Consider the following 20,528-nt stretch of genomic DNA (forward strand, 5'->3'; position numbering starts at 1 on the left):
TCATAAAGGAAAGGTGCATTTTTGCAGTTTTCGGCGAGTCGAGCTTTGAGAATCAGGGGAGCTGTCTCACTGTAGTGAAATACTACTTGTGGGACAGCCCCTTTCTCGTTCGGGTTTGGAAACTCTACTTCGTCTTTGAAGACTTTCCTTCGGCTTACCCTGTTGAATCCGTCCCCTGTTGCGTAAGTTCACTTTACTTTTTCCAGACGACAAGCTTCATTTCTGTCATCTCTTCTATGGCATATTTAATTCCTTCACGCCCGATCCCGCTCTCCTTCACGCCGCCATACGGCATATGATCAACGCGGAAGCTCGGGATGTCGTTAATCATGACGCCGCCGACATGCAGTTGGTCTGCAGCATGCAGCGCTGTATGCACATGTTCCGTATAAATGCCGGCTTGCAGGCCGAAGCGGGACTCATTCACCTGTTGAATCGCCTCGTCAACCGACTTCACCTGATTGATTACGACAATCGGTCCGAACACTTCCTGGCAGCAGACCTTCAGCTTAGACCCCGCCTCCAGAATCACCGTCGGATGCAGCACATTGCCGTCGGCACAGCCGCCAGTCGCAATCGTCGCTCCGGCCTGTCTTGCTTCTTCAATCCAATCCAGCAGCCGCCGGACATCTTCAGGCGAGATCACGGCCGATACATCCGTAGCAGGGTCAAGCGGATCCCCAATCTTCAGTTGCCGCGTGCGCTGAATGAATTGGTCCACAAATTCATCATGCACCTCTTCATGGACATACACACGCTGCAACGAAATGCATACTTGCCCCTGATTAGCGAAAGCGCCCGTGACGGAACGATCGATAATATCGTCTATCCGAACGCCTTTGTCGACAATAAGCGCCGAATTGGAGCCAAGCTCCAGGGTTACGCGCTTGAGACCGGCCTGGTTGCGAATCCCGATGCCAACCGCCGGACTGCCGGTGAACGTAATCATCCGAACCCTGTCGTCTGTCACGATTCGCTCGCCAATGAGGCGGCCGCTGCCGGTCACGACGTTCAAAGCGCCGTCCGGCAGTCCGGCCTCCTGCAGCAATTCGGCGATGAACAGGCTCGACAGGGGCGATTGCGAGGCAGGCTTGAGCACAATCGCATTGCCCGCCGCGATCGCCGGGCCTACTTTATGAGCGACCAGGTTCATGGGGAAGTTGAACGGGGTAATCGCCCCTATCACTCCGAGTGGTTCTCGCAGCGTATAGGCCAATCTCCCCTCCCCGCTCTTCGATGCGTCCAGCGGCAATGTCTCCCCGTGTATCCGCTTCGCCTCTTCCGCCGCGAACCGATACGTCTCAATCGTACGCTCCACTTCAAGCATGGCGGTCCTGATCGGCTTGGCCACCTCGAGCGCGAGAAGGCGAGCCGCCTCGCCCGCGCGTGCTTCAATCAAGCCTGACAAGCGCTCAAGGATTGCCGCACGCTGATACGCGGGCATCCTGGCCATGACGGTTCCGGCTTCGTAAGCAGCTTGGATAGCCTGCTCGATGTCTTCTTCCCCGGCGACGGGAATCTCCGCTATCACTTCGCCTGAATAGGGAGAGCGCAGCATACTGTAATCCCGCGTGTCCACCCATGCACCGTTAATGAACAGTCTTCTCTTCATCATCGTCACCTGAATATCCTTAGATCAAATGCTGCGGCTGCCGGGAAGGCAGCGCCGCCGTCAGCAACTCAGCATGCTCGCCGGTCTGGATATCGACGAATGGCGTGCCTTCATTGAACCAGGATTCCGGTGTCGCGCTTCCCCAGAACGTCTGCCGTCTCGGATCGTGGATGTCCCATTTAATAGGCCCAAGATCAGGATCGCTAGTTAAATAATCTCCATTATACAGTTCAATCCGGATGCCGTCAGGATCTCTCAAATAGAGGAAGAAGGCATTAGACAATCCATGCCTGCCGGGCCCGCGTTCAATGCTCCCCTGATAACCAAGCGATGCCAGCACATCGCACGCATGAATCAGCGCCAACGGATCCGGAAGCCAGAAGCCAACATGATGCAGTCTTGGACCCGGTCCATTCATGAAGGCTTGATCATGTACGTTATGCTTGCGATGCAGCCAAGCTGCGTACAAACTGTCATCTTCGAGCGCCGTATACTCGGAGCAGGCGAAGCCCAGTTCATTGACGAAAAAATCATAGGCCCGGGCCACATCGGGAACAAAGCAATTGACATGGTCAATGCGCTGAATGCGCGCGCCCGTATATAGATCATACCGCTGCAGCAATCGTTCCACCTTATCCATTTCCGCGTAGAACTGGAGCGGAAGTCCGCTGACATCCTGCACATGCAAAGCCCGGCCCATCGCATGCAGCGTCCCCTTCGGTATCCATCGGGTCGGAAGGCCCCGGGACGCAAATAGCCGTTCCAGTGCGTCCAGGTCGCTTTCCCGCATGACTTTGTAGCCTAGAGCGACGATTCCAGGCTTGTCCGCTTTGATCAGATGCAAGCAGTGATGGTTATGCTCTTCCAGACCGCGGAGATATAAATGGTTTTCGTCGCTTTCCGTTTCAATGAAGCCCAATGCATCTACATAAAATTTCCGCGACTGTTCCAGATCCGTAACATTCATAATGACATTCCCGATTCGAATAATGGAGAAATCCAAATCTATCGCCTCCTCACATGAATGGATTAATGAGTAACAAGCTGCTCGGAACGCTCCAGAAACTCCTTGACCCGATCGACATATTCCTGCTTATCGTAGCCATTGTATAACGCTCCGGCCATTCTTACCGGATCGCCGAAGAAGAACCGTTCATACAAGGTTTGGCGGCTTCCAAAGGCGCTCATGCACACATCCCATGCCAGCCGGTACAGCTTGACGCGATGGTATGCGTCCTGATTCGCAGCCTGCAAGTATTTATCCAGATCCGGCCGAAGCACGGATTGAAAATCCGCCTCGTTCGGAAGCGCCATGAGCCCGCTTGCGCCAAGCAACTGCATAATCTCTGAAAAACGGGGGTACATCTTCGGAAAATAGTTCCGTGCGGCATTCAGAGGCCCAAAATCAGGTGTCATCACGCCCCAGCGATCGATCTTGGCATTGGCCTCCGAAGCGATTAAGAACGCTTTCAATGTTTCCAAGGCAATAATGACTTCCGCCATTTTCTCCTGCACATGCTGGTATTGGCCGATATTAATGGTCTCCACCATCAGCTGAAGGATGCCAAGAATGAATTCGGTTTTCGCTACGTTCTTCGAGACAACCTGGTGTGTCATATGAACCGCGGCGTTGCTGTCCGCATATATGCGGTTGCAAATATCGGTATTGCCCAGGGCAAAGATTCGATTCCATGGCACCGTCACATCATCGAAGACAACGATCGCGTCCATTTCTTCAAAACGGGAACCGAGCGGGTGATCAAAAGGAGATTTGCCGTAATCGAACGATTCCCGGCATATAAATTTCAATCCAGGCGTGTTGTTCGGAATCGAGAATGCAAACGCATACGGATTCTCCTCTTCCGATTGCTTCAATACCGTTGACGGAAAGACCATAATTTCATCCGTAATCCCGCCCTGGGTCGCAAGCAGGCGGGCGCCGCGAATCACCACGCCATCGTCATTCTTCCTTACGATTCGAGCCGCGATATAAGGATCGGACAACTGATGAGTCTGAACTCCCCGGTTCACTTGCGGCTGAATTAACGTATGGGTAAGCGACAGATCATTTTCACGAATGTATTCAATATATTGCCGCATATTGTCGGCATACATCGTATCTTGTGCCCCGAATATATCTGCTGCCGCGCCATAGGCCATCATCCCCGAATTGATGTAGTCAGGAGAGCGTCCCATCATTCCGCCATTGAACTTGGCCCACTCCTGAATCATGTTTCTTCGCTTCTCCAGATCTTCTCTGGTGCTTGGCTGGAGGAAGGATGTTCCTACCCGCTCCCCTGTTGTTGGAGATACGTAGGTCATGATCTCGATTTTGCCAGGGTCGAATTGCATATCATACAGAGCGGCCTGACTTCTCATCACCCCCCGGAACGCCGGGTGCTCGGACACGTTCCCTTGGACTTGCTGTCCGTCGATCCAGACATTGGACTTCGCTGCATCAATACGGTCAATATATTGTTGACCTGTCTTGGCTGGCATAGAATGACCTCCTTGGATTCATTCGGATCAGGCAATCTGCCTGTCAGATAACTATCTGGCTGCCTTCTTGCCGAAAGCAGGAATATGCTGTTCATCAAGCGCGACGTGAATGATCTGGGTTTCCGTATAGAAATCGAACCCGTAATGGCCCCCTTCTCTGCCGATTCCGCTTGCTTTGGTCCCGCCGAACGGCGTGCGCAAATCCCGCACATTTTGGGAGTTCACCCATACCATCCCGCACTCAAGCTGCTGCGCCATCCGGTGTCCGCGCTTCATATCGTTCGTCCATACATAACCGGCCAGCCCGTATTTGGAATCATTGGCCATTCTGAGCGCTTCCTCCTCGGTGGAGAAGGGAATGACGGTGAGCACGGGGCCGAATATTTCCTCTTGGGCAACCGTCATCTGATTGTTGGCGTTCAGAATAAGGGTGGGCGCTACATAATTGCCTGCGCTCAGTGCCTGAGGGATCGAAGCGGAGATGACTTCTGCGCCCTCATTCCGCGCTGTGTCGATATACCGGATGACATGGTTATAATGTTCGCGGTGAATCAGCGGACCCACTTCCGTAGCCGGATCTTGCGGATCGCCGACGATAATGTTCTGCAATCTGTCCTTCAGCCTGTCAACAAACGGATCATGAATGGATTCGTGAATAAGCAGTCTCGAATTGGCGGTGCACCGCTCTCCGTTGAAGGAGAAAATCTGCCATACGACCGCGTCCAATGCCGTATCCAGATCGGCATCCTCGAATATGATGGCCGGGGACTTGCCGCCCAGTTCCATCGAGACGCGCTTAAGCGTATCGGAACCGTTCTTAATAATTGCCGAACCGGTCGTCGTTTCCCCCGTAAAAGAAATCAGTTGCACGTCAGGGTGAGCGACTAACGGCGCGCCGCAAGTCTCGCCATAGCCATGGACGACATTGAATACGCCCGGCGGCAACCCGGCTTCATGAATAATCTCGGCCAGCTTGTTCGCTGTAAGCGGAGACCACTCGGCCGGCTTCAAGACACAAGTATTTCCGGTCGCGAGGGTTGGAGCCACTTTCCAGGTGGCCAGCATGAACGGCGCATTCCACGGTGTAATCAATCCCGCAACACCGACCGGCTTATGAATCGTATAGTTAATGAACGAGTTGTCCACTTGGTAGGATTCGCCGACAAGACGCGTCTTGACCATCTCGGCATAGAAGCGGAAATTGGCAGCCGCGCGTTCAGCCTGCTTCTTCGTCTGTGCAATCGGCAAGCCGCTATCCAGCGATTCCAGGTACGAAATATCTTCCGCATATTTCTCTATCAGTTCGGCAATTTTGATGATATATTTCATTCGTTCGTTGATGCGCATCGTCCGCCATGGCCCTTCATCGAACGCTTGGCGCGCTGCCGCCACAGCAAGGCCGATATCCTCGGCGAATCCTTCTGCCACTTCATTGATCGGCTCATTGTTGAACGGATTGAGGTTGCTGAATGCCCGGCCAGACACGCTCTCTACGAATTGGCCGTTAATATAATGCAATACGTTGCCGATATGAGTGTGTGACTGCTTCATGTCTTCTCTCCTTCCTCTCCCAATATGTCATCATGAAGACGCATTCATTTGCTTGGTTATGATCCCGTACTGAACGAGCGTCTCCTCGATTTCCTGGCGAAGAGCTTCGGATGGCGGTCCAAGCGGAAGCCGGACGGCCGGATTGATTTTCCCCATCATGCCCAATGCCGTCTTGACAGGTACCGGATTCGTATCTTTGAATAGAACGTCATTCAGCGTCAGCAAATGGTAATGAAGCTCCACCGCGCCTTCAACATCCCCGGCAGACCAGCGATTATACAGCTCGGCGACTTCCTTCGGCGCTATGTTCGCTGTAGCGGCAACGTGGCCTGCCCCGCCGATCGCCAGCATCGGGTAACATAACAACTCAATCCCTGAATACAGCAGGAAATCCCTTCCGCAGCGATGAAGAACCCGGTTCACATGTTCGAAATCTTTGTTGGACTCTTTGATTCCGACAATGTTATCGCAATCTTCTACCAGGCGGGCCAGTGTGCTTACCTCCAAATTCACGCCGGTTCGGCCCGGGATATTATACAGAATGATCGGAATATCCACGGAATCGGCAATCGTTCTGAAATGTTGATATAATGCTTGCTGGTTCGGACGATTATAATACGGCACGATGACAAGCGCCGCATCTGCCCCCATTTCTTGGGCAAGCTTCGTCAAGTGCAGCGCTTCCTCATGATTCGTTGATCCCGTGCCCGGAACAACAGGAACGCGTTGATTGACCGTACGAATGACATGCTCCATAATCATCTCGCGTTCCGCAAGCGTGAGCGAGCTTGGCTCTCCGGTCGTTCCGGTAACCGAAATTCCATGAGAACCGGATTCAAGATGCCATTCAATCAAGCCGCTCATCGCCTGCAAATCCACTTGATTGTTGCTGTCAAACGGAGTTACAATCGGCGAGATCGAACCTCTCAATCGTTGCTTCATTTCTTTCGCGTTGATCATTTTGCCAACATCCTTTCGTTCTGTATTGGGATGGATTCCGCTTCCGCTGCCCTGCTTTTGCCGAAATACGCGCTTCGAACATCGGGGTGATCCATGATCTCCGCCGCGGCTCCATGCAATGCGATCTCTCCCCGCTCAATGACGCACGCATAATCTGCAACGCCTAGCGCTGCCTTCACATTCTGTTCGACGAGAATGATCGTCGTCCCGATTTCTTGCTTGAGCTGTACAAAAATGTTCATCATATCTGTGACGATCAGCGGCGCAAGTCCAAGCGAGGGTTCGTCCAGCAACATTAGAGCGGGGCGGGACATTAAGCCTCGGCCAATCGCCAGCATCTGCTGTTCACCGCCGCTCAACAGGCCTCCCGGACGCGAAAGCATCGTCTTCAGCTTCGGGAACAACTCAAGCACCTGATCATAGTCTTGCTGGATTCGGCGCTTGTCCTTCCTTCTGCGGTGGTACGCGCCCAGCAACAGATTGTCCTTTACCGAGAGGGAGTCAAAGATTTGCCGCCGTTCAGGCACGAGACAAATCCCCTTCGCGACAACCTGCTCCACGGAGAGCCGCGTAATATCAGCGCCTTCGAACATCATCCTCCCTGCCCTTGGTTGGAGCATTCCTGCCAAGGTCCCCAACAACGTGCTCTTTCCGGCTCCATTCGATCCAACGATGGCGAGTAGTTCTCCCTTCCTTACTGTGAATGAAATCCCTTTAAGAGCATGTAAATGGCCGTAATACGTATGCAAGCCCGTTACTTCCAGCATCAGAGCGCGATCTCCTCATCTCCCAAATAAGCGGCTATAACCGCAGGGTTATTGTAGATTTCTTCCGGCGTGCCTTCCGCAAGCTTCTTGCCAAAATCAAGCACAACGATATGATCCGCCATCGACATCACGGTTTCCATGTCATGCTCAACGAACAGAAATGTCATACCCTCCGCCCGCATTCGTTCGATTGTGGTTACCAGCTTCTTGGATTCTTGCGGATTTAAGCCAGCCATCGGCTCATCAAGCAATATCAGCTTGGGGGCCGATGCCGCGGCCCGGGCGATTTCAAGAAGACGTTGGTTGCCGTAAGGGAGCTTGTCTGCTTCTTCATAGGCATATTCAACCAATCCCACATTCTCCAATAGCTTCAGAGCATCATCATGCGCCCTTCTTTCCTCCCGGCTTACCGCGGGCGGCCGAAATGCTGATCGTATCATCCCCGTCTTGAGCTGCGTATGCGCGCCTGTCATCACATTTTCCACAACGGACATATTCCCGAAGATTTGCAGGTTCTGAAAGGTTCTCGTTATTCCTAACCTCGCAATTTGCGGAGCTTTCATCCCGGTAATCTCGGTATTCTCCAAAAAGATGCGGCCGCTTGTCAGCGGGAGAATGGCCGTAATCAAATTGAACATGGTCGTCTTGCCCGCACCGTTCGGACCAATGACCGCCGTGATTTGCCCTGGATACACATCAAAGGAAACCGCTTCGACCGCGGCGACTCCACCGAACCATTTTGTTACATTAGACATCCGAAGAAGGGGCGCTTGCGCTGCCATGTCCACTCTCACCTCCCGAAGAACCCGCCAGATGGTCTCGTCCGGCTTGCTTCTTCGCTGCCGGCTTCAGCTTCCTCATCATCTTCCCGCTGACAGGCGCCAACCCGTCAGGCATATAGATTAATATCGCAACAAGCAGCATCCCGAAAAATATAATGTTGAATTCATCGCTGACATTCGGCAGGACGAACGGCATGATATCCTTCAACGCTTCGCCGAGCGCTACATAAGCGAGAGCGCCAACAAACCCGCCCCATATGCTTGTCCCTCCGCCCAGAACCGACATGATCAGAAATTGGATAGATGCGTTGGAATGAAAGAGCATCGGGTTAATAAACGAAATATAATGGGCATATACGCTTCCGGCGATCGAGGCAAAAACGGCACTCATCACAAATACTTGCAATTTGTACTTTTGGGTATCAATGCCAATCGAAGCGGATGCAATTTCACTGCTCTCAATCGAGCGCAGTGCGCGGCCGACACGGGAATGAATCATGTTCCGAGCGGCCAGAATGCCGAGAAGCGCCAAGCACCATACGACGTAATAATATTGAACGTCCGTATCAATCCTTAGCCCGAACAGGGATAATGACGGTATATTTAGAAACCCGTCCAGCCCTCCGGTGATCCCCTTGAGCTGCTTGAACAAGGCAAACATAATCATTCCGAACCCGAGCGTGGCGAGCGCCAGGTAATGACCGGTTAATCGGAGTGTAGGGATGCCGACGATATAAGCAATGAGCGCGGCCAGCAATATGCCGACCGCCATGCCTGCCAGCGGCGGCATGCCCAGTTTTACCGTAACGAAAGCAGATGAATAGGCGCCGACTCCATAAAACGCGGCGTGACTCAACGATATTTGACCTGCATACCCCATCAGCATGCCGAGACCCGTGCCCACCAAAGAATAAAGCCCGATGATGACCAAAGTGCTTAGAATATAGGCTGACGGAGAGAAGAGCGGAATGATTGCCAACAGCAAGGCAACTACGGCAATTCCCGTCAAACTCCGATTATATACATTACCTGTTCCCGATTTGATCATGAGGGCCTCCTATACTCGCTTACCTGACATTTTGGCAAACAGGCCGTTAGGCAAAATGAATAACACGAGCAGCAACACCCCAAAAATGACGAGGTCTTTGTAACCGCTGGACCACAATCCCTCCGTGAACGATTCAAGCAGACCGACGATCAAGGCGCCGACAATCGCTGCCGGAGCGTTCGTCAGACCGCCGATCACAGCGGCGATGAACGCCTTCATCCCGAGCATGAGGCCCATCTCGTAAGAGGCGCCGGAGATAGGGGCTATAATAATGCCGCCGATCGCTCCGAGCGCGGCGCTTGCGCTTATCGACAACAGCGACATCTTCTCCGGCTTGATTCCCATTAACCGGGCTGCAAAGCGATTGATCACACAGGCGGTTACCGCTTTGCCCATAAATGTTCGCTCAAAGAAAATATACATCGCGATTAAGCTAAGCATGGCTACCCCGATAGCCCAGAGACTCTGTAATTGAACGACGGCCCCGAACAGGTCGAGCGGTTCACCCGGAGTAAAAGGAGGCAGCATCTTCGGATCGGTCCCCCAGATGAACAGCGCAATCCCGCGGACGGCAATCGCAACGCCGATCGTAATAATAATCATGGCCGAGCCTTTGGAATGTCTGGCCGGATGAATCGCTGCCCGCTCGAACAGCGCGCCGCTAACCAGTACAATCAGAATGGCCATGATAAAGGCCGGCATGTAGGACAAACCTGCAGCAACGAGCGAAATGGCGATCATGGCCCCGAGCATGGCAAACTCCCCTTGAGCAAAATTCAATACACCAGTAATGTTGTACGTAATGACGAACCCGGTCGCGATTAACGCATAGATACTGCCAATCGTTAATCCCGAAATGATTAATTGAATGATTTGCTCATGGAACCCCATTCGTCATGTCCTCCCCCCAAATCATGTTCGTGCCCTACTTTGTCAATATCCATTTCTTATCTTTGATCTCGATCATCGACAGCGCATCCGGCTTCAGTCCATTATGGTTATTGGCCGACATGGTGAAGATTCCGCTCACACCTACAAGGTCCTTTGTCCCGCTTTCCAATTCATCCCGCAGTGCAACCGGGTCCGTGCCTGCCGTCTCAGCCGCTCGCTTAATCATTTCAAATGCATCCCAGACATGACCGCCAAAGGTGCTCGTCTCATATCCGAATTTGTCTTCAAATTGCTTCTTATACTGTTCCAGCACGTTCTTCTGTGCATTGTCCTCTGCTAGCTGACTGGATACGAGCAGGCTGCCTGCCGGAAACACGATACCTTCTGCAGCATCGCCCGCAAGCTCAATGAATTGGGAATTCGCAATGCCATGGGACTCAATAATAGGCAAGTCAATCCCAAGCTCACGCACGTTCTTCGTTACGATGGCCGACTCCTGCGCCGTGCCCCAGATGATGATGGCTTGCGGATTGGCATTCTTCACACGTGTCAGCATCGGCTTCGCATCGTTCACCGAAGGTTCGAACACATCCTCGATGACAATCGTAATTCCGGCCTCAGACGCCATATTCTTGAATTCTTCATGCGCGCTGGAACCGAAGGAGTTGTCCACATTGATCCAGGCAATCTTGGTCAGGTTATGTTCTTTGGCATATTGAATGACACGCGGGACGACCAGATCGTCACCCTGGGCTGTTTTGAAGACAAACGGTTTCGTCGGGACGTTAATGTTTTTGCTCGCTGCTACGGCGATGAGGGGAACCTTTGCCTTTTCCGCGAGGGGAATGATGGCCAGCGCATTGCCGGATATGGTGCCCCCGATCACAACCGACACGTTGTCCTGCTCCAGTAATTTCTTCATATTAAGGACGGCTTCGTTCTGATCCGACTTATCATCATACGTATACAGCTCGATCATCCTGCCGCCGATGCCTCCGGACGCATTGGCTTCTTCAACTAACATTTTGAGTGTATCCAATTGAGGCTTGCCAAGGGTGGAGGCACCTCCCGACACGGAGAACAAGCCGCCGATTTTAATCGTGTCTGAACCCTTTGCCGAGGAATCCGATGGCGAATTGCCTGCAGAAGATGTCCGGTTGGCATCCCCTCCCCCGCAACCAGACAGAACGAATACAAGCAGCAAACTGATGAATATGGACCAACTCTTCTTCATAGAAATCCTCCCATATTCCGAATTGCAAGCGGATACTTTTCTCGACATCAACATCTCATCATCCGGGCGCATATCTCTGGAAGTTACAGCCCCCCGATAGTATAAGCTTATTGGTAGATTGCGGTTGATACGTAACTAGCTGAACGAAGCTGTGGTTGTGGTGGTATTTCTAGATGAGGGAGACGTAACAGGGTGGGCCGGCAAATTGATTTTAGAGCGATGAGGCCTGCAGCATTCGATAGTTGCCGCCAAAAAATAATAAGGGTTCAAGCTCATGTGTCGTTATATGGTTAACCTTCCCGATAAATAAAGTGTGGTCGCCGGCGACATGCGCATCATACACGTCGCAGACAAGCGCCGCGAGAGAATGGGGCAGGACGGGCATGTCGTTCACCCACGTAAATTCGATTTCCCGCCGCTCTTTTGCTTGACCCGCAAAATATATCGACATTTCTTTCTGTTCCTGACTCAGGACACTAACGGCAAATGTTCCGGATTCTTTCATCGTTTCAAGCATTTTGGCGTTCTTGCTTATCGACACCAAAATCAACCTGGGATCCAAAGACACCGAGACGAAAGCGTTTGCAGTCATGCCGTGAACTTCCCCTTGCAAGCATGCCGTGATGACGGTAACGCCCGTGGCGAACTTGCCCATGGCCCTTCGAAAAGCTTTATCGTCCATTCCAAAACCTCCCATAAATTAGAATGAGTTCATTTTACAATAAATCATATATGATTTCAACTTATAAACTATATTTTATTTTATATTTTAATATATTATATAGTATTTTGATCATATATCACTTTGGAATGCGATGCTGAATCTCACAAGCTTCCACACCGATCCGAATATTTGCTACTATAGCAAAAAAGGAGTGCTGATTAAGCACCCCAAAAGGTCCTGCGGCTACGTATCCAGTACGATATCCGAATCTTTGCGCTCCTTAAAAGCTTTGACGGTGTTGAGCTTGTGCTGCCGCACGAATTGTTCATCAAGGTTCTGTTCCCTGATCATCGCGATCATCTGTTCATGCTCTTTTATCGATTCCTTGGCACGCTTGGGCATAAAGGCAAAGCCGGATTTGCGAACTCGACTGAGACGATCCCAGCATTGACGTATTTGTTCCTTCAAATACTCATTCTCGCAATTGTCGATAAGGACATCATGGAATTTACGATTCAATTCACTGAATTGTTCAAACTCAAATTCATACAATGCATCGCTCATGCTTTGGTTAATCTGTTCCAGAAGCCGAATGCCATCCGGATTCATTCGCTTGGCACTAAGTGAAGACGCATATCCTTCAAGGACTGCCAACACGGCCAATGTCTCCATATATTCTTCTTCGTTGATTTTACTGACTATCGCGCCGCTGTATGGCTTGTATTGGATTAAGCCATCGGCTTCGAGCTGGCGAATCGCTTCCCGGACGGGAATAATGCTAAGTTTAAGCTCTTTGGCAATCTGATCAATCACGATGCGATAGCCGGATCCGAACACGCCGTTCACAATTTGCGAGCGAATGTAATCATAAGCTAACTGTTTCTTATTTACACTTGGTTTTGTCGTTTTCATATGATAATCATAAATAATATCATATATGATTTCAAGTGCTTTACATAAGATAAGCGCTAAATTGCCCGCCTTGCACCAGGATGAAGGCTGCGTTAAGCTAAAGATTCGAATGAAAACACGGCTGTGCCGGGAGTATAGCGGAAGCAGTCAAGTTTTATTTAAATATAGTTGTAAACAATAGGTTTATATGGTAAATATGTATGTAGAACATAGAATAGTTCTCCCCCACACCACGTTATACCGACCCGCCATGCATTCTCGCATCAGGAGTTCCATTGATGTCTTCATGATTCCAGCAGCAGTGCAGCAGAAGATGAGACGGTAATTTGCCAACAACCCCATTGAAAGCGATTACAATGTGAAGGAGGCTGTTTATGAACCGCAAACGGTCACTTTATGTGGCGCTCTTCTTTCTTCTTTTCTACTCTATTCTTTGTCATGTTGGCTTGCCGTCTGCCCGCGCGCAGGCCACACATGCCAACAATGATTACCCCATCGTGCTCGTCCATGGATTTGGCGGCTGGGGAAGAGACGAGATGTTTGGTTTTAAATACTGGGGCGGATTCGGCGATATTCAAGAGAAGCTGCGTAAAGACGGATATTCCGTCTTCACGGCCACGGTAGGAACGGTATCGAGCAATTGGGATCGAGCCTGCGAGTTATATGCGCAGATTAAGGGAGGCACCGTCGATTACGGCAAAGCCCACTCGGAAAAGTACGGTCATTCGCGATATGGAAGGACCTATGAAGGTCTGTATCCGGATTGGGGAGAGATCGATCCGGAGACGGGGCAGCCGAAGAAGATTCATCTGATCGGCCATAGCATGGGGGGACAAACCGCACGAATACTGGTCCATCTGCTGGAGAACGGAGACGCCGCCGAACGCGATGTTACCGCTGCATCTGAGCTATCGCCATTATTTAGCGATCGGCCGCTGGCGCATGTAAGAAGTCTCGTGTCCATCGCCACGCCGCATGACGGCACCAGCTTCACGCATTTCGTCGAAGGAGTCGCTCCCTATACCCACCAGTTGATAGGCCTGGTTGCCGCAGCCGTCGGTAATTTTGAACAGCCCTTATATGATTTCAAATTGGATCAATGGGGGCTGAAGCGATTGCCCGATGAATCATGGCTCCGTTATTCCAAGCGCGTGCTAAACAGCGAATTCTGGACGCTATCGAAGGACAGCTCGCAGTGGGATTTAAGCCCTGACGGGGCCAAAGAATTGAACGAGCGGGTGCAGGCGCAGCCCCGCGTCTATTACTTCTCGATCGCGGCCAACAACTCCTATCGGGTGCCGCTACTGGGCTGGCATGTGCCGAAAGCGTTCATGAATCCGTTTTTATTGCCGTCCAGCTTTTTTGTCGGCTCCTTTACCTATCATGCCCCGGGGCATGTCACCATCGATCGGACATGGTGGCCGAATGATGGTCTGGTCAACACGATTTCGATGAACGGGCCGAAAAACGGATCAACCGATCACATCGTGGCTTACCGCGGAAAGCCGCAGCCCGGAAAATGGAACTATCTCGGCCTGATGGACTCCTGGGATCATCTCGACGTGGTGGGACTGGGGATAAAGCGAACGGATGATTTTTTTCGCAACGTAGCGAAAATGGTTGCGGGTTTGCCTGTTGGGGATTGAGGGAGCCCAAAACAAAAACCTCGACTGGCGCCAAGCCAATCAAGGTCCATGAACAAGTAACAATTAAGTCCTGCTATTCATCTCTAAATAACTCCCATAAATATAGCCGTAATGACGAGAACAATACTAATTCCCCATATCCAGAACAGCGAATAACGGATATGGCGGCCCATCTCCAGGCCCGCCAACCCGAGCGCCAGCCACAAGGCCGGGGACAGCGGGCTCACGAACGTGCCGACGATATTGCCGATCACCATCGCGTACGCCGTGGACAGCGAAGCGACGCCGAAGCCGGAAGCAATCTGATCGACGACAGGCAGCAGGGCGAAGTAATACGCATCCGTGCTCAAGATCAAATCGAACGGCACGCCCAGCAAGCCGACGATAATATGCAGGTAAGGCGCAATGCTGCCTGGAAGTATCGTCACGGCATCATTCGCGATAGCCGTGAGCATGCCGGTTCCGTTAAGTATGCCCAAAAATAAGCCGGCCGCAAGAATGATCGATGCCATCGTGAGCGCATTGGGCGCATGAGCGCGCAGCCGTTCCATCTGATCATTCACCTTGAAGAAGTTAAGCGGCAAGGCGATGCTTACCCCAATCATGAAGGCCAGGCCCGCCGGGATAATTCCGGCCACGAGCACGCCAACGACCGCGATAGCCAGGCAAGCATTGACCCACAGCAATTGAGGACGAGCGAGGCCATTCGCCGGCCCGGTCTGGACGGAAGCGGAGGCATCCGGCGCGGCTGCGGCCGGCGCTTCAAGCGTGGCTGCAACCTCCAACGAGCCGTACTTCCGAATGATTCTCCGCTTCTCCCTGATGCCGAGAAGTACGGCCAATCCAATCATGAGCACCATGCCGATGATCTGAATCGGAATGAGCGGCTGCCATAATTCCGTAACATCCGCTTCCAGGACGGTAGCCGTTCGGCCCAGAGGACCGGCCCAGGGAATCATATTCATAATACTTGCGCTTCCTCCGACTAACAGGAGCAGCAAATACGGATTCATTTGTAAGCGCTTGTAAACGGGTAAAAGCGCAGGAATCGTAATTAAAAAGGTCGAAGCTCCCGATCCGTCCAAATGGGCAATCGCTGCCACCAAAACGGTTCCGACACTTACCGTAATGACGCTTCCACGCGAAAAAGCGACCATTTTATTAATTAATGGATCAAAGAGCCCAACGTCCTGCATAATGCCAAAAAAGATAATCGCAAAAATAAACATAATCGCGACATTGATAACCGAGCTGACGCCGTTGCCAAAAAAGCCGCCGATTTCCGTAAAACTATACCCCGCGATGAATGCGCCAAGGATCGGCGGTATAACCATGGCAACAATCGGGGTCACTTTGCCGCTGATAAGCAAGGCGACAATAAATAAAATCGTAATCAGACCAATCAAACTAAGGCTCAATAGGATATCCCCTTTCCGTGATGTGCTTGCCAGCGTTTCACACCTAACCTCATTCCACACCGTATGAATGCGTTTACAATTCGGTGTAAAGCATAATCCTTTATAGATTAGTATGAAATTTATCACAGTTGAGACAGGGGATAAATATTGTGAGCATAAAATCAATATCGCTCATTTTACCGATTTTGTTCATAAGTTTCACAGAGGATATATCTTCGTTCCGGCCTTCCCACCGTGCCATAGATGAGCTTCGTCTTGACCATCTTCAAGGACACTAAATATTCTAAATAACGCCGCGCCGTCGAACGGCTGATGCCGAGCTCGGAGCTTAATTCAACGGCCGTAATTCCGCCGATCTCCTTGTGCGTGAAGACGCGGTGAATCTTGTCCAGCGTGATCGAGTCAATCCCCTTCGGGAGCGCCGCATCCGTCCTGGCGGAAGAGCCCGAAGGGCGATGCAGGCCGAAGACAGCGTCGATATCGCTCTGCTCCATTTCTTTGGTGGAGCGCAGCATGCTCCGGTATTCCTTATATTTTGTCAAGGCAAGGCTGAAGCGCTCCTCGTCTACGGGCTTGACGATATAATCGAACACGCCGGCGCGAAGCGCTTCCTGAACCGACCTGGCTTCCTTCTCCGCCGAGACGATAATGATATCGGTGTCATGACTGGACTGACGAAGCTCCCACAGCAGCTTCATCCCTTCCACATCCGGGATATATACATCCAACAGGATAAGATCCGGAACCGCTTTGCCGCTTTCCATATAAGCCAGCGCTTCTTTGCGGCTCTTGGCGATGTATGGAACGGCAAAGCCGGTTGTTTTTTCAACATATTGCCGATGAATATCCGCTACTCGAAAGTCATCCTCGATAATCAGCACCGAAAACAAGTCCTTCACCGCGATCCCCTTTCATCCTTAGGCATCATAATCATAAAGCAAGCTCCTCCGAGCTCCCCTTCCCCTGCTTCTAACAAAATCTCGCCGCCAACGCCATTCAGCATCAGCTTCGACAGCGCCAGGCCCGTTCCCCGATGGCTGCCCTGCTTCGTCGAAAACCCTTGCTCAAAAATGCGGGGGATATCCGCCTCGGCAACCCCTGGACCGGAATCTTCAATTTCAAAAATGCAATCCTCCCCGATATCCGTAAAAAAGATGGCCACCTTGCGCTGGCCGTCTTCCTTCTGCTTGACCGCCTCCAATGCATTCTCAATAACATTGCCCAGCGCGGTTAACAGCGCATCCTGCTTCTCCTCTGCAAATGAGCCTTCCAGCCGGCTGTCCGGATGAATGACCATGGAGATGCCCAGCTCATTGGCTTGATTGAACTTCCCTTGAAATAAGGCCTGAAGCAGAGGGTCCGCTACCTTTTCCGATAAAAACGTTAACCTGGCCTGCTGCATATTGCTTTCTTTTTTAATAAAATCAATCGCTTCCTTATGCCGCTGGTTCTGCATCAGCCCAAGGATGATATGCAGCTTATTGGAGTACTCATGCGTCTGCGCCCGCTGCGCATTCGCATATTGCTTAATGCGGGACAGCTCCTCCGTCACCGTTTCCAGCTCCGTTTTTGTGCGGAACGTATAGACGCTCCCCGTAACTGCATTTTCACTGACAATGGGCGTCTGGTTGACGAGCACGACATCTTCGCCCAGCACCATTTCCCGGTTCACCAGGCGGCTTCTCTGCTTGCCATACGCGCCCCTGTTCAAGGAAGGAACAATCTCTTGAATGGATGCGCCTGCATAATTTCTTTGTTGCTGCGCCATGTCCATGAACAGAATCTCCTTGGCCGCTTTATTCATCGCCGTAATGGCTCCATCATTATCCACCGCGATAATGCCTTCATGCGTGGACTGCAGAATCGCTTCCTTCTGAAGATACAGATGAGAAATTTCCTCGGGCTCCATATTATGCAATAATCTTTTGATATAAGAAGCAATGAAGACAGCCCCTGCGATGCCGAACAGAATAATGAGACTCAAGGTCAGCCAGAGGCCTTTGCTCTGGTCCGCCACGATGCGGTGCACATCATTATTGAGAAAACCGACCGACACGACCCCCACGATCTTGCCTTCATCGAAAATGGGCACCTTCCCCCGAATCGACAACCCGAGCGTTCCTTCCTTCTTCGATACGTACGACTCGCCATGAAGCAAGGCCCTGGCATTATCGCTTCCGACCATTTTCGCTCCGATAATGCTCAAGTTGGGATGGGATTGCCGGATTTCCTGCGTATCCCCGACAACAATGAACTCCGCGCCCGTCTCCCGCTGTATCGGCTGCACGATCGGTTGAATCACCACGGAGGGATTATCCAAGCGGAAAGCTTTTTGGATTTCCGGTATATTGGCGACGCTTTGCGCCAGATTCAACGCTCTTTTTCCGGTCTGATCCTCGGCCATATTCCATATAAAACGTTCCAGAAACACCCCGAAAATCGCACAGATTCCAATAATCAAGAGACTGATGAGCAGAATCATCTTCATCCGTAAATTACATTTAAGAGTCAATAACCGGGCCATTCTATTACTCCTAAAAATTGAAATCATTAGTTTTCAGCTATCCTATCGTCAAATAATTCCATTATATCATGATCCGTTTTTATGAGCAGAAGGGAGAATGCCCGTAAGAACTCAACTTAAAAACACTCCTGCAGCGGCAGAGCCAAGCAAGAGTGTTGTCGATGCTAATAACGAAGCTGCATCAGCAGGGCCTTCATCTCCTCGTCCTGCATCAGCTCGTCATAATATTTTTGCGAGATGGCCGCCAGCGCGACATCATGATAGAAAAATTCCGTGAAGAAGGTGACGAACGGCTGCGCGCCCGTCTGCATCGCCTGCCAGTTCCCGTGGTCGAGTCCCCCGAACATCAGCCGCTCGCCATCGACGACGATGATCGCGAACCGCTCCAGCCGCTGATGCTCGTCCGTCGGCGTAAGGGTATGCAGCTTCGACAGCCGGGCCTGCGGCACATGATAGCCGGTCACCATCGCCTCGACGCGGACTCCCTCCTGCTCCTTCCGTTCCAAGAGCGGCACATAGGCCGCGAAGTCGTCCTTCCACATCGAGATCAGAATCGATTGCTCCGCTCCCTCGATCAGATGCTTGCCGTAAGCTTGAATGCTCGTGTCCGATTTGATGGTCCACACCTGATCGTCGACGTACGCTCTGCGTTCGCTGCTTCGTCTGAGCTGAGCAATGCTGTTCTCGAATTCCTGGGCCAGCTTGTCGATGACGACCTGGAGCGGCAGCGCCGCATACAGCTTCTTCTTGCCGGAGATCGTGTCGGACGCGACGCCCTTGTCGATGAGCCGGGCCAGCACCTCATAGATTTTCGCTTTAGGGACGCCCGAATATTTCACGACCGTCGTCGCGTCCATCGGTTCGCCGCTGGAGACGAGCGCCTCGTATACTTTACTTTCATATTGGGAAAATCCAAACTTCTGAAGCATGACTCCTCCTTCTTCCCTTCGTTCTCATCCTGCCGCCGTGCCGCTACCTGTCATTTATTTTACCATGTTTCTTTTCCCCTTCAAAAAGCAGGATCACTCCAAAAACAATTTTCTCTTCCTGTCTAACCTGACACAGGGTTGTCAAGTTCCATGGCGTATACTAAAGCCATCACAGGATGAGGAGTGATTGTTCATGGAACAAACCGTGCAACGCGAATGCCAAAGCTGCGGAATGCCGCTGCACAGCGAGGAACAGCTTGGAACGGACAAGGAAAACAATAGAGTGCTGGATTACTGCATCTATTGCTATGAGGGCGGAGCCTTCAAGCAGCCGGATATGACGATGGAAGAGATGGTTGAGGTGTGCGTCCCCTTCGTCGTCGAGAACGGGATGGAAGAGCAAGCTGCGCGTACAATGCTGAAAAACTATCTTCCGACGCTAAAGCGATGGGCCGATCAAGCAGGGGCGGCGATCCCGGAGCTCCAGCCGGTCAAGATTGTCGAGCGCGGAGAGATGACGCTGGCCGGCATCTCGGCCCGCACCTCGAATATGCGCGAATACACGCCGGAAGCGGTCATTCCGCAGATGTGGGAGCGATTCTGGACAGAAGGCATGCTGGCGCGCATCCCGAATGCGGCCGAGCCTGGCGTCATTTACGGCTGTTATCATGATTATGAGAACGGGGCGGCCGGTGAGTATTCGATGCTAATCGGCACGAGCGTCATTACCGATGCTGCGCTGCCGGCAGGATTCAAGGCGGTCACGGTTCCCGCCGCGAAATATGCGGTATTCACGACGGCACGCGGGCCCTTGGCCAAGGTTGTGACGGAAGCATGGGCGGCCATCTGGAAGTGGTCGGCGGCCTCGGGGATGACGCGCACGTTCACCGGAGATTTCGAGCGGTATGACGAGCGGAGCGCCAATCCGAATGACGCGCAGGTCGATATCTACATCGCGGTGCAATAATGTCGCGGGGCACCGGGCCAGACGGCTCGGTGCTGCTGCTGTTCCAGATGAGGTAAAAATTTCCCTCAACTTTTCTCCTGGCCTCCCGTATTATTAAGATGAGCGGCCCAGTCTGACAACGCCT

Annotated in this window: 18 protein-coding genes; 2 read left to right on the forward strand and 16 right to left on the reverse strand. The window is 51.9% G+C overall.

What is annotated here, in order from left to right:
• Window positions 1-193: 193 nt before the first annotated feature.
• The 12 genes from NNL35_RS26735 to NNL35_RS26790 all read right to left on the reverse strand — a co-directional run bounded on the left by NNL35_RS26735 (window position 194) and on the right by NNL35_RS26790 (window position 12,920).
• A complete protein-coding gene (locus NNL35_RS26735) occupies window positions 194-1,612 on the reverse strand; it encodes an aldehyde dehydrogenase family protein (protein ID WP_006679923.1) in 1,419 nt (472 codons plus the stop codon).
• A gap of 19 nt (window positions 1,613-1,631) precedes the next feature.
• Window positions 1,632-2,615 (reverse strand): 3,4-dihydroxyphenylacetate 2,3-dioxygenase, encoded by a 984-nt coding sequence (hpaD, locus tag NNL35_RS26740; RefSeq protein ID WP_006679924.1) that lies wholly within the window; start codon window positions 2,613-2,615, stop codon window positions 1,632-1,634.
• A 26-nt stretch (window positions 2,616-2,641) separates the two neighbouring features.
• Window positions 2,642-4,111, reverse strand: a complete 1,470-nt coding sequence (gene hpaB, locus NNL35_RS26745; protein WP_006679925.1) for a 4-hydroxyphenylacetate 3-monooxygenase, oxygenase component — start codon at window positions 4,109-4,111, stop codon at window positions 2,642-2,644.
• Window positions 4,112-4,162: 51 nt separating this feature from the next.
• A complete protein-coding gene (gene hpaE / locus NNL35_RS26750; protein ID WP_006679926.1) occupies window positions 4,163-5,662 on the reverse strand; it encodes a 5-carboxymethyl-2-hydroxymuconate semialdehyde dehydrogenase in 1,500 nt (499 codons plus the stop codon).
• A 30-nt stretch (window positions 5,663-5,692) separates the two neighbouring features.
• Window positions 5,693-6,622: a 2,4-dihydroxyhept-2-ene-1,7-dioic acid aldolase gene (gene hpaI / locus NNL35_RS26755; protein ID WP_006679927.1), complete on the reverse strand. Its 930-nt coding sequence runs from the start codon at window positions 6,620-6,622 to the stop codon at window positions 5,693-5,695.
• Entirely contained in the window at window positions 6,619-7,389 is a 771-nt protein-coding gene (locus tag NNL35_RS26760; RefSeq protein ID WP_006679928.1) for an ABC transporter ATP-binding protein, read from the reverse strand. Before NNL35_RS26760 ends, hpaI begins: the two co-directional genes overlap by 4 nt.
• Entirely contained in the window at window positions 7,389-8,171 is a 783-nt protein-coding gene (locus NNL35_RS26765; RefSeq protein ID WP_006679929.1) for an ABC transporter ATP-binding protein, read from the reverse strand. The genes NNL35_RS26760 and NNL35_RS26765 overlap by 1 nt, the downstream gene beginning before the upstream one ends.
• Window positions 8,137-9,219, reverse strand: a complete 1,083-nt coding sequence (locus NNL35_RS26770) for a branched-chain amino acid ABC transporter permease (protein ID WP_006679930.1) — start codon at window positions 9,217-9,219, stop codon at window positions 8,137-8,139. The genes NNL35_RS26765 and NNL35_RS26770 overlap by 35 nt, the downstream gene beginning before the upstream one ends.
• Before the next feature lie 9 nt (window positions 9,220-9,228).
• Window positions 9,229-10,110, reverse strand: coding sequence for a branched-chain amino acid ABC transporter permease (locus NNL35_RS26775; protein ID WP_006679931.1), 882 nt, complete (start codon window positions 10,108-10,110; stop codon window positions 9,229-9,231).
• Between the two features lie 34 nt (window positions 10,111-10,144).
• The gene (locus NNL35_RS26780) at window positions 10,145-11,344 is read right to left on the reverse strand and encodes an ABC transporter substrate-binding protein (protein WP_006679932.1); all 1,200 of its coding nucleotides are present in this window, start codon (window positions 11,342-11,344) and stop codon (window positions 10,145-10,147) included.
• A 211-nt stretch (window positions 11,345-11,555) separates the two neighbouring features.
• Window positions 11,556-12,026: a flavin reductase family protein gene (locus NNL35_RS26785; RefSeq protein ID WP_006679933.1), complete on the reverse strand. Its 471-nt coding sequence runs from the start codon at window positions 12,024-12,026 to the stop codon at window positions 11,556-11,558.
• Window positions 12,027-12,251: 225 nt separating this feature from the next.
• Window positions 12,252-12,920 (reverse strand): GntR family transcriptional regulator, encoded by a 669-nt coding sequence (locus NNL35_RS26790; protein WP_006679934.1) that lies wholly within the window; start codon window positions 12,918-12,920, stop codon window positions 12,252-12,254.
• Window positions 12,921-13,294: 374 nt separating this feature from the next.
• Between NNL35_RS26790 and NNL35_RS26795 the strand changes: the two genes are divergently transcribed.
• The gene (locus NNL35_RS26795) at window positions 13,295-14,566 is read left to right on the forward strand and encodes an esterase/lipase family protein (RefSeq protein ID WP_006679935.1); all 1,272 of its coding nucleotides are present in this window, start codon (window positions 13,295-13,297) and stop codon (window positions 14,564-14,566) included.
• 83 nt (window positions 14,567-14,649) lie between these two features.
• On the opposite strand, the gene NNL35_RS26800 is transcribed toward NNL35_RS26795, so the two are convergent.
• The 4 genes from NNL35_RS26800 to NNL35_RS26815 all read right to left on the reverse strand — a co-directional run bounded on the left by NNL35_RS26800 (window position 14,650) and on the right by NNL35_RS26815 (window position 19,437).
• Window positions 14,650-15,984, reverse strand: coding sequence for a CitMHS family transporter (locus NNL35_RS26800; protein ID WP_040734488.1), 1,335 nt, complete (start codon window positions 15,982-15,984; stop codon window positions 14,650-14,652).
• A gap of 176 nt (window positions 15,985-16,160) precedes the next feature.
• Complete coding sequence (locus tag NNL35_RS26805) at window positions 16,161-16,883, reverse strand: response regulator (RefSeq protein WP_006679937.1); 723 nt, start codon at window positions 16,881-16,883, stop codon at window positions 16,161-16,163.
• On the reverse strand, window positions 16,880-18,472 hold the full coding sequence (locus NNL35_RS26810; protein ID WP_254553902.1) for an ATP-binding protein: 1,593 nt from the start codon (window positions 18,470-18,472) through the stop codon (window positions 16,880-16,882). Before NNL35_RS26810 ends, NNL35_RS26805 begins: the two co-directional genes overlap by 4 nt.
• Window positions 18,473-18,672: 200 nt before the next feature.
• Entirely contained in the window at window positions 18,673-19,437 is a 765-nt protein-coding gene (locus tag NNL35_RS26815; protein WP_006679939.1) for a TrmB family transcriptional regulator, read from the reverse strand.
• Between the two features lie 193 nt (window positions 19,438-19,630).
• Here NNL35_RS26815 and NNL35_RS26820 point away from each other — a divergent pair, with 193 nt between their 5' ends.
• Window positions 19,631-20,404 carry an effector binding domain-containing protein gene (locus NNL35_RS26820; RefSeq protein WP_006679940.1) on the forward strand — a complete coding sequence of 258 codons (774 nt, stop codon included), beginning with the start codon at window positions 19,631-19,633 and terminating at the stop codon, window positions 20,402-20,404.
• Window positions 20,405-20,528: the final 124 nt, after the last annotated feature.

Origin of the sequence: Paenibacillus dendritiformis, from assembly GCF_945605565.1 — a bacterium.
GTDB classification, from domain to species: Bacteria; Bacillota; Bacilli; order Paenibacillales; family Paenibacillaceae; genus Paenibacillus_B; species Paenibacillus_B dendritiformis_A.

Excerpts from the sequence above, each read along its gene's own strand:
- NNL35_RS26735 (WP_006679923.1), bottom strand. The coding sequence starts at position 1,612 with ATGAAGAGAAGACTGTTCATTAACGGTGCATGGGTGGACACGCGGGAT.
- hpaB (WP_006679925.1), bottom strand. The coding sequence starts at position 4,111 with ATGCCAGCCAAGACAGGTCAACAATATATTGACCGTATTGATGCAGCG.
- hpaE (WP_006679926.1), bottom strand. The coding sequence starts at position 5,662 with ATGAAGCAGTCACACACTCATATCGGCAACGTATTGCATTATATTAAC.
- hpaI (WP_006679927.1), bottom strand. The coding sequence starts at position 6,622 with ATGATCAACGCGAAAGAAATGAAGCAACGATTGAGAGGTTCGATCTCG.
- NNL35_RS26760 (WP_006679928.1), bottom strand. The coding sequence starts at position 7,389 with ATGCTGGAAGTAACGGGCTTGCATACGTATTACGGCCATTTACATGCT.
- NNL35_RS26765 (WP_006679929.1), bottom strand. The coding sequence starts at position 8,171 with ATGGCAGCGCAAGCGCCCCTTCTTCGGATGTCTAATGTAACAAAATGG.
- NNL35_RS26770 (WP_006679930.1), bottom strand. The coding sequence starts at position 9,219 with ATGATCAAATCGGGAACAGGTAATGTATATAATCGGAGTTTGACGGGA.
- NNL35_RS26775 (WP_006679931.1), bottom strand. The coding sequence starts at position 10,110 with ATGGGGTTCCATGAGCAAATCATTCAATTAATCATTTCGGGATTAACG.
- NNL35_RS26780 (WP_006679932.1), bottom strand. The coding sequence starts at position 11,344 with ATGAAGAAGAGTTGGTCCATATTCATCAGTTTGCTGCTTGTATTCGTT.
- NNL35_RS26785 (WP_006679933.1), bottom strand. The coding sequence starts at position 12,026 with ATGGACGATAAAGCTTTTCGAAGGGCCATGGGCAAGTTCGCCACGGGC.
- NNL35_RS26790 (WP_006679934.1), bottom strand. The coding sequence starts at position 12,920 with ATGAAAACGACAAAACCAAGTGTAAATAAGAAACAGTTAGCTTATGAT.
- NNL35_RS26795 (WP_006679935.1), top strand. The coding sequence starts at position 13,295 with ATGAACCGCAAACGGTCACTTTATGTGGCGCTCTTCTTTCTTCTTTTC.
- NNL35_RS26810 (WP_254553902.1), bottom strand. The coding sequence starts at position 18,472 with ATGAAGATGATTCTGCTCATCAGTCTCTTGATTATTGGAATCTGTGCG.
- NNL35_RS26815 (WP_006679939.1), bottom strand. The coding sequence starts at position 19,437 with ATGCTTCAGAAGTTTGGATTTTCCCAATATGAAAGTAAAGTATACGAG.
- NNL35_RS26820 (WP_006679940.1), top strand. The coding sequence starts at position 19,631 with ATGGAACAAACCGTGCAACGCGAATGCCAAAGCTGCGGAATGCCGCTG.